The following is a 7,016-nucleotide window of genomic DNA, read 5'->3' on the forward strand; positions in this document are numbered from 1 at the left end:
CCGCCGCCACCTCCGGGGATGCCCGGCCCGCCTGAGCCCGCCGCCGCCTCCGGGGATGCACGCTCGCCTGCCCTGCGGGTCGCGCGTGCGTGCATCGCGACGAGCGGATGCGGAGCGGGTGGACGGACGAGCGGACGTGGAGCGGGTGGACGGGCGAGCGGATGTGGAGTGGGGACGAGCGCGCGACCCGCGCGCGAGGGCGTGCGATGCCGTTTGCGTGCCGTTTGGGGATTTCCTCCAGTAAGAGCCTGGTCGAGCGCCGGAACTGCGCGGATAGTGCTCCATGCACTTGGCCATCCGCACAACGCCGGTCCCACGTCGATTCTTCGTTAAGGCGGTGCATTCACTAGGCTCAGCGTGTTCACATGACAAATGAAGAGGGAGAGGGGCAGATTTGCTGAGCTCTACAGCGCTGAGCGCAACGGCCGTGGTTCTACTTCTGGTGTTGTTCTACGGCGGCACCATGGTCATGTCCACACGGATCGCCAAGAGGAAAGAGAACGCCGACAGTTTCATGACCGCCGGCCACAAGATCGGGTTCGGGATCTCGGCGGCGTCGATGACCGCCACGTGGATCTGGGCGTCCTCCATGTACGCCTCGGTCAACTCCGGATACCTCTACGGCATTTCAGGGCCGATCCACTACGGGTTCTGGGGAGCCCTGATGATCCTGTTCATCTATCCCTTCGGTAAACGCATCCGCGAGGTCGCCCCGCAGGCGCACACCCTGGCCGAGGTCATGTTCGCCCGCCACGGTAGGTCCTCCCAGTTCATGCTGGCCGGATCCAACATCCTGGGTTCCGTCATCTCGTTGACGTCGAACTTCATCGCCGGCGGCGCGCTGATCTCGATGCTCAGCCCGTTCAGCTTCATCCAGGGCGTGATCGTGATCGCCGCGGGCGTCCTGCTCTACACCCTGTGGTCCGGTTTCCGCGCCTCCGTGCTCACCGACTTCGCGCAGGTACTGGCGATGCTCGGCGCGGTGATCATCATCGTGCCGTCGATGTTCTTCTTCCTCGGTGGAGTCGACCTGTTCACCACCGGGGCCCAGAACCTGACCCCGCAGCAGCAGTCGTTCTTCTCCTCGGATGCGTTCCTCAACCAGGGTGCTCCGTACATCGCTGCCGTCCTCGCCTACGCGATCGGCAACCAGACCATCGCCCAGCGGCTGTTCGCGGTCCGCGAAGACCTGATCAGGCCGACCTTCATCACGGCGACCATCGGGTACGGCGCCACGATCATCGGCATCGGTATGGTCGGCGTGCTCGCCCTCTACGCGGGGATCGATCCCGTCGACGGCGACCCGAACAACGTGCTTCCCCAGGCGGCGGCCGAGTACCTGCCCGGTGTCCTGGTGGCGGTGTTCTTCATCATGATCATCGGTTCGCTGTCCTCCACCGCGGACTCGGACCTGTCCGCGATGTCGTCGATCGCGATGAGCGACCTGTACGGGCAGGGCATGCGCGGCCGCGGCAAGGTGCCCAACCCCCGGGTGATGCTCGTCGTCGGCCGGATCACCATGGTCCTGGCCACGGTGGCCGCGTTGTTCTTCGCCAACATCCGGTTCAACATCCTCGATCTGTTGGTGTTCGTGGGCGCACTGTGGGGCGCACTGGTCTTCCCGGTGATCGCGAGCTTCTACTGGAAGAAGGTCACCAACTCGGCCTTCACCGTCTCCGTGCTGGTCGCCCTGGCGGTCTTCCTGCCCACCCGCTTCGGGCTGATCCCGGACTCCGGCGTGCTGGCATACGCCGTCGAGGCGCTCGCCGTGGTGGGTGTGGGCGTGGTCCTGGGTCTGATGGTGTTCGGCTTCCTGGGCCTCAGGCCGGCGCTCGTCGTGGCCGTGATCGCGTCACTCGGCAGCGCGCCGTTCATCCTCGGCTTCCTGCGTGACTACGACACGCTCACGGCCTCACTCGTCGCGTACGCGGTCAGCACGATCGTCTGCGTGGCGATGTCGTACCGCAGTTCGATGGACTACGACTTCGACGAGATCGCGCTGGCCACCGCCGATTACGACACCGACGCGGTGGCGGAGGAGCTCGCCGACGCCGACGCCAGGAACACGGCCGAGAACAAGAACGATGACGACGACGACGTCGTCCGCGTCTAGGAGAGGAACTGCAGATGACACCGATACTTCTGACGATCTACGTCCTGATCTGGCCCGTGATCGTGGCCGGCGTCCTCGCCGTCCTGGTGGGCGCCTTCATCAGGGAGGCCGCCGAGGCCAAGCGGGACGGCGTGCCGATCATCTGAGCGTGCTCGACGGCACTACGGGTGTGCCCCCTCGCCGATTCCGGTGAGGGGGCACACCCGTGGCAGGAGCGGGGTCGGTCAGCTGTGGAAGATCCGTCGGTAGGCCGCGTTCATGGCTGGTGCCGGCAGGCGCCGGTAGGCGTTGCGGGCGAGGTAGTTGGCCACGGCGCGGGGGCGGGAGATCATGCCGGCCTCGAGGAGCGTGCGCTGGATCGTGCGCTCGGAGGCCGTGAGCTCGCGACTCTTGCGGCGGGAGAACTGCTCGTGGGTGACGCGGAACTTCACCAGCGGTTCGGGCAGGTTGTGCAGGCGGTAGCCCGCGCCGATCAGGCGGATCATCAGGTCGTAGTCCTCCTGGTAGGGCACGTGGCGGTACCCGCCGACGGCGCGGATGGCGTCGGTGCGGGCCAGCAGGGACGGGTTGTTGACCGGGTTGTTGATGCGGGCGTAGCGGGCGATGTCCTCGTGTTCGGTGGGCAGGGCACGCATGGCTTTCGGGTGCTCCGGGTCGGCGTCGAACTCGAGCATCGCCGAACCCAGGACGTCCACCCCGAGCGCGCGGGCGGCGTCGAGTTGCCGCTCGAACCGCTCGGGCAGGGAGATGTCGTCGGCGTCCTGGCGGGCGACCCAACCGGTACGGACCTCGTCGAACCCGCGTTGTGACGCCGCGGCGGCGCCGAGGTTCTGGGGCAAGGCGAACCGACGTAGGTCCGGGGTGGAGTCCAATACCTCGAGCAGTGCGGGCGACAGGGGGCCGTCCTCCACCACGATCACCTCGGCGGGCTGAACGGTCTGCGCGTGCACGCTGTCCAGGGCGTCGCGGAGCTGCGAGGGCGCGATCGCGTGGTAGACGGTGAGAAGGACGGTCAGTTCGGGGTCACGCATCGGGGTCCTCGCGGTCGGGTCGAGTGGGGGAGGGCGGTCTGGCGGCGTCTGCGAGCAGTATCGCGAACGCGGCGATGCCGGTCAGACCCTGGGCGTTGCCCACGAGCCACTGCAGGAACTGGGCACCGGGGTCCAGGGGGGTCAGGGAGTAGGCGAGGTGGGTTCCTATCAGGTGGGCCGACACGAGGGCCGCCAACGCCAGGCGTACCGGAACGTGGCGGGTGGCGAGGAGCAACGGCAGGGCGATGAGCATCCCTGACCAATGGTGGGTCACGGCCACCGGTGAGCTCACGAACACGCCGAGGGAGATGAGCATCAGTGCGTCCACGGGGCGGTTGACCCGGGTGAGTCTCCAGGCGCCCCAGGCCGCGGCGGCGGCAGCGAGCAGGAAGACGCCGTAGACGGCGAGGTCAAGCGGGGCGCCGCTCACTCCGGCGCGAGCGAGCATGCCGCTCAGTGCCTGGTTGGGGACGTAATCGGGTGGGCCGCCGCGGTCGGTGAGGAAGAACTCGGTGGTCCAGAAGTATGCCGAATCGGCCGGGCGGACGAGGTGCCCCAGCACGACCGTGGCCGCCACGGCAACGACGGCGCGTGCGAGGGACGCCCAGTCACGGCGGACGAGGAACATCAACGCGAACGCGGCCGGGGTGATCTTGATCCCGGCCGCGAGTCCGAGAAGGACTCCGCGGAACCGGCGGGGGGTGAAGCCCAGGACGTCAGCGGTCACCATGAGGAACAGGAAGACGTTGATCTGGCCGAAGCCCAGGTTCGCGCGGATGGGCTCGAGCAGAAGCGCCACGCCGGTGAGCGCGAGCGCGACGGTCTTCGCACCGCGCAGGTGCAGGCGGACCGCCGCCATGGCCAGGATCGCCCACACGGCGGCGATCGTGGCGGCGGTCCAGATGAGCTGGGCGAGGGTGGCCCCGAGCGGCGCCAGGGGGACAAAGGCGATGGCGGCGAACGGCGGGTAGATGAACCTGAACCCGGAGCGGGTGGGAAAGTCCTCCGAGTACAGGTCGTGGCCGGACAGCAGGGCCCGGCCGGCGTCCTGGAACACCTGCAGATCCATCATGAACCCGGTGACGGCCTGCGTGATGACCACAACGGTCATCGCCACGCTGAGTGCCAGGCCCGCCGCCGGACTCACCGCGCGGCTTGTGGTCGGGGGTCTGCGCATCGGTCAGTGGCCGTCCCCGAGGTTGCCCGAGAGCTTGTCCAGACGGTCCTGGCTGGCGCCGTCCAGGCCGATGATCTCGACGGTCTTGTTCTTGGCCGCGTACTTGTGGGTGATCGCGTCCAGGGTGGCCACGGTGGAGGCGTCCCAGATGTCGGCATCGGTCAGGTCGATCACCACGTGCTCGGGATCGCCGGCGTAGTCGAACTGGTAGACCAGGTCGTTGCTCGAGGCCCAGAACAACTCGCCGTGGACGCGGTAGGTGCGGATGTCGATGGTGCCGTCGTGGTTGACGTCGAGCTCGGAGACCTTCTCCAGGCTGGTCATGTGCGCCACTCGCCGGGCGAACATGACCATCGCGGTGAGGACGCCGAGGATCACGCCGATGGCCAGGTTGTGAGTGATCACGGTGGCGGCCACGGTGACCGCCATGACGATGGTCTCCGGCAGGGGCATCAACCGCAGGGTGCGGGGATGGATGGAGTGCCAGTCCATGGTGGCCACCGAGACCATGATCATCACCGCGACCAGTGCCGCCATGGGGATCAGCCCGACGACGTCGCCCAAGGCCACCACGAGGATCAGCAGGAAGATCCCGGCCAGCAAGGTGGACAGCCGGGTGCGTGCGCCGGACTGCTTGACGTTGATCATGGTCTGGCCGATCATCGCGCAGCCACCCATGCCGCCGAAGAAGCTGGTGACGATGTTGGCGACGCCCTGTCCCCAGCCCTCGCGGGTCTTGTCGCTGCGCACCTCGGTGATGTCGTCGACGAGCTTGGCGGTCATCATGGACTCCATGAGCCCGACCAGGGCCATGGCGAACGCGTACGGGGCGATGATCTGCAGCGTCTCCACGGTCCACGGGACGTCGGGGATGAACAGCGACGGCAGTGAGCCGGGCAGTTCCCCCTGATCGCTGACGTTCGGCATGCTCCAGCCGAAGAGCACGACCACGCCGGTGATCGCGACGATCGCGATCAGCGGGGCGGGTACCGCAGCGGAGAGCCGAGGGAAGAAGACCATGATCCCAATGCCGACCGCGACCATCGGGTAGACCAGCCACGGAACACCCAGCAGGTGTGGGATCTGGGCGGTGAAGATCAGGATGGCCAGGGCGTTGACGAACCCGACCATGACTGACCGGGGGATGAACCGCATGAGCCTGCCCACGCCGATCAGGCTGAGGACCACCTGGATGATGCCCGCCAGCAGCACGGTGGCGATGAAGTAGTCGAGCCCGTACTCGCGCGCCACGGGAGCGATGACCAGGGCTATCGCGCCGGTCGCGGCGGAGATCATCGCCGGGCGCCCTCCGGTGAAGGCGATCGTCACGGCCATGGTGAACGAGGCGAACAGTCCGACCCGGGGGTCCACTCCGGCGAGGATGGAGAACGAGATGGCTTCGGGGATCAGCGCGAGCGCCACGACGAGGCCGGCCAGCACCTCGGTGCGCAGTCTCCGGGGAGAGGAGAAGGCGTATCTGAACGAGGCGAGGACGCCGACCGGGGCCAGGTCGCCGCTGCTGGTCGATCCGGGTACGCCGGCGTGGGTGGGTGCTGTCACGAAGGGGAGTCCTGTCCGCGGAGGGCGATGGGCACACTCTCCCGTAACGGGAGGTTTGAAACCTACCGTAACGGTAGATTGCCGCCTCGACGAACTCGGGCCCCTCCGTGAGGGGTGGCCGGCGACCGCCTCAGGCCAGGAGCGAGGCGTCCACGTCGTCCCACGAGCTCGCTCCGCACAGGGACAGCGTGAGGTCGATCTCCGCGAGCAGGTTGTCGAGCACCTCGCCGACCCCCTGCTGCCCGGCGATGGCGAGCCCGTAGATGTGCGGCCGACCGATCGTCACGGCGTCCGCGCCACACGCCATGGCCTTGACCACGTCCGTGCCGTTGCGGATGCCGGAGTCCAGTAGCAGGGTCGGCTCGGGGCCGACGGCCTCGCGGATGCGCACGAGGGCGTCCAGCGTGCCGATGGACCCGTCCACCTGGCGGCCGCCGTGGTTGGAGACCATGACCGCGTCGACGCCCATGTCAAAGGCCCGCTGGGCGTCCTCCGGGTGCAGGACGCCCTTGAGGACGACCGGCAGTCGCGTCCGGTCCCGCAGCGTGGCGATGTGGTCCCAGTTCAGTGCCGGGTTGGAGAACGTGTCGAGGAAGGTCTGGACGGCGGCGCGGGTCTCGGGGGCGGTGAGGTTCCTGCGGAACGCGCCCGGGTGGTTCCGGGCCATCTCGAGCAGCGTCACGACGGCCTTCGGCGTGACCTTGACCGCGTCGGGGTCCGTGCCGGCGCCGGCGGCGGCCTCACGCGCGACCCGGTCGGCCACCATCTCGGCGAAGCGGGGGTCGGAGGTGTACTGGGCGATCCCGACCCCCCTCGTGAACGGGAGCGATCCCAGGTCGAGATCCCACGGCCGCCAGCCGAGCGTCGTGGTGTCGAGGGTGACGACCAGCGCCCCGGCGCCCGCGGCCTCCGCCCGGGAGATGAAGCTGTCGACAAGCTGCTCGTCCCTGCTCCAGTACAGCTGAAACCAGCGCGGCCCGTCCTTCATCGCCGCGGCAGTGGCCTCCATCGGCGACGAGCCCTGGGAGGACAGGATGTACGGCAGTCCGCGCTCGGCCGCGGCGCGCCCGATGTGGACGTCGGCGTCGCGACGCACCAGGCCCGCGGCGCCGATCGGCGCGACCAGGACGGGCGC

6 protein-coding genes are annotated in these 7,016 nt (G+C 68.2%); 2 read left to right on the forward strand and 4 right to left on the reverse strand.

The features are described 5' to 3' along the window. Positions 1 to 469: 469 nt before the first annotated feature. A complete protein-coding gene (locus G6031_RS15030; protein WP_182653685.1) occupies positions 470 to 2,113 on the forward strand; it encodes a sodium:solute symporter family protein in 1,644 nt (547 codons plus the stop codon). Between the two features lie 14 nt (positions 2,114 to 2,127). Continuing rightward, positions 2,128 to 2,259, forward strand: a complete 132-nt coding sequence (locus G6031_RS18975) for a putative transporter small subunit (RefSeq protein WP_218873259.1) — start codon at positions 2,128 to 2,130, stop codon at positions 2,257 to 2,259. Positions 2,260 to 2,337: 78 nt separating this feature from the next. Here G6031_RS18975 and G6031_RS15035 read toward each other — a convergent pair whose 3' ends face one another. From G6031_RS15035 to G6031_RS15050, 4 genes are all read right to left on the reverse strand, one after another. Next, positions 2,338 to 3,144, reverse strand: coding sequence for a glycosyltransferase (locus G6031_RS15035; RefSeq protein ID WP_182653682.1), 807 nt, complete (start codon positions 3,142 to 3,144; stop codon positions 2,338 to 2,340). Next, positions 3,137 to 4,321, reverse strand: a complete 1,185-nt coding sequence (locus G6031_RS15040; RefSeq protein WP_182653683.1) for a glycosyltransferase 87 family protein — start codon at positions 4,319 to 4,321, stop codon at positions 3,137 to 3,139. The genes G6031_RS15035 and G6031_RS15040 overlap by 8 nt, the downstream gene beginning before the upstream one ends. A 3-nt stretch (positions 4,322 to 4,324) precedes the next feature. Then, positions 4,325 to 5,830, reverse strand: coding sequence for a SulP family inorganic anion transporter (locus tag G6031_RS15045; protein ID WP_182653686.1), 1,506 nt, complete (start codon positions 5,828 to 5,830; stop codon positions 4,325 to 4,327). A 181-nt stretch (positions 5,831 to 6,011) separates the two neighbouring features. Further along, the coding region (locus G6031_RS15050) for an alpha-hydroxy-acid oxidizing protein (protein WP_182653684.1) at positions 6,012 to 7,016 on the reverse strand (1,005 nt) is incomplete at its 5' end.

It is taken from the genome of Dietzia sp. CQ4, assembly GCF_014145125.1.
Taxonomy (GTDB): Bacteria; Actinomycetota; Actinomycetes; order Mycobacteriales; family Mycobacteriaceae; genus Dietzia; species Dietzia natronolimnaea.

Coding starts and splice junctions, on each gene's coding strand:
- G6031_RS15035 (WP_182653682.1), bottom strand. CDS start 3,144: ATGCGTGACCCCGAACTGACCGTCCTTCTCACCGTCTACCACGCGATC.
- G6031_RS15030 (WP_182653685.1), top strand. CDS start 470: ATGTCCACACGGATCGCCAAGAGGAAAGAGAACGCCGACAGTTTCATG.
- G6031_RS18975 (WP_218873259.1), top strand. CDS start 2,128: ATGACACCGATACTTCTGACGATCTACGTCCTGATCTGGCCCGTGATC.
- G6031_RS15040 (WP_182653683.1), bottom strand. CDS start 4,321: ATGCGCAGACCCCCGACCACAAGCCGCGCGGTGAGTCCGGCGGCGGGC.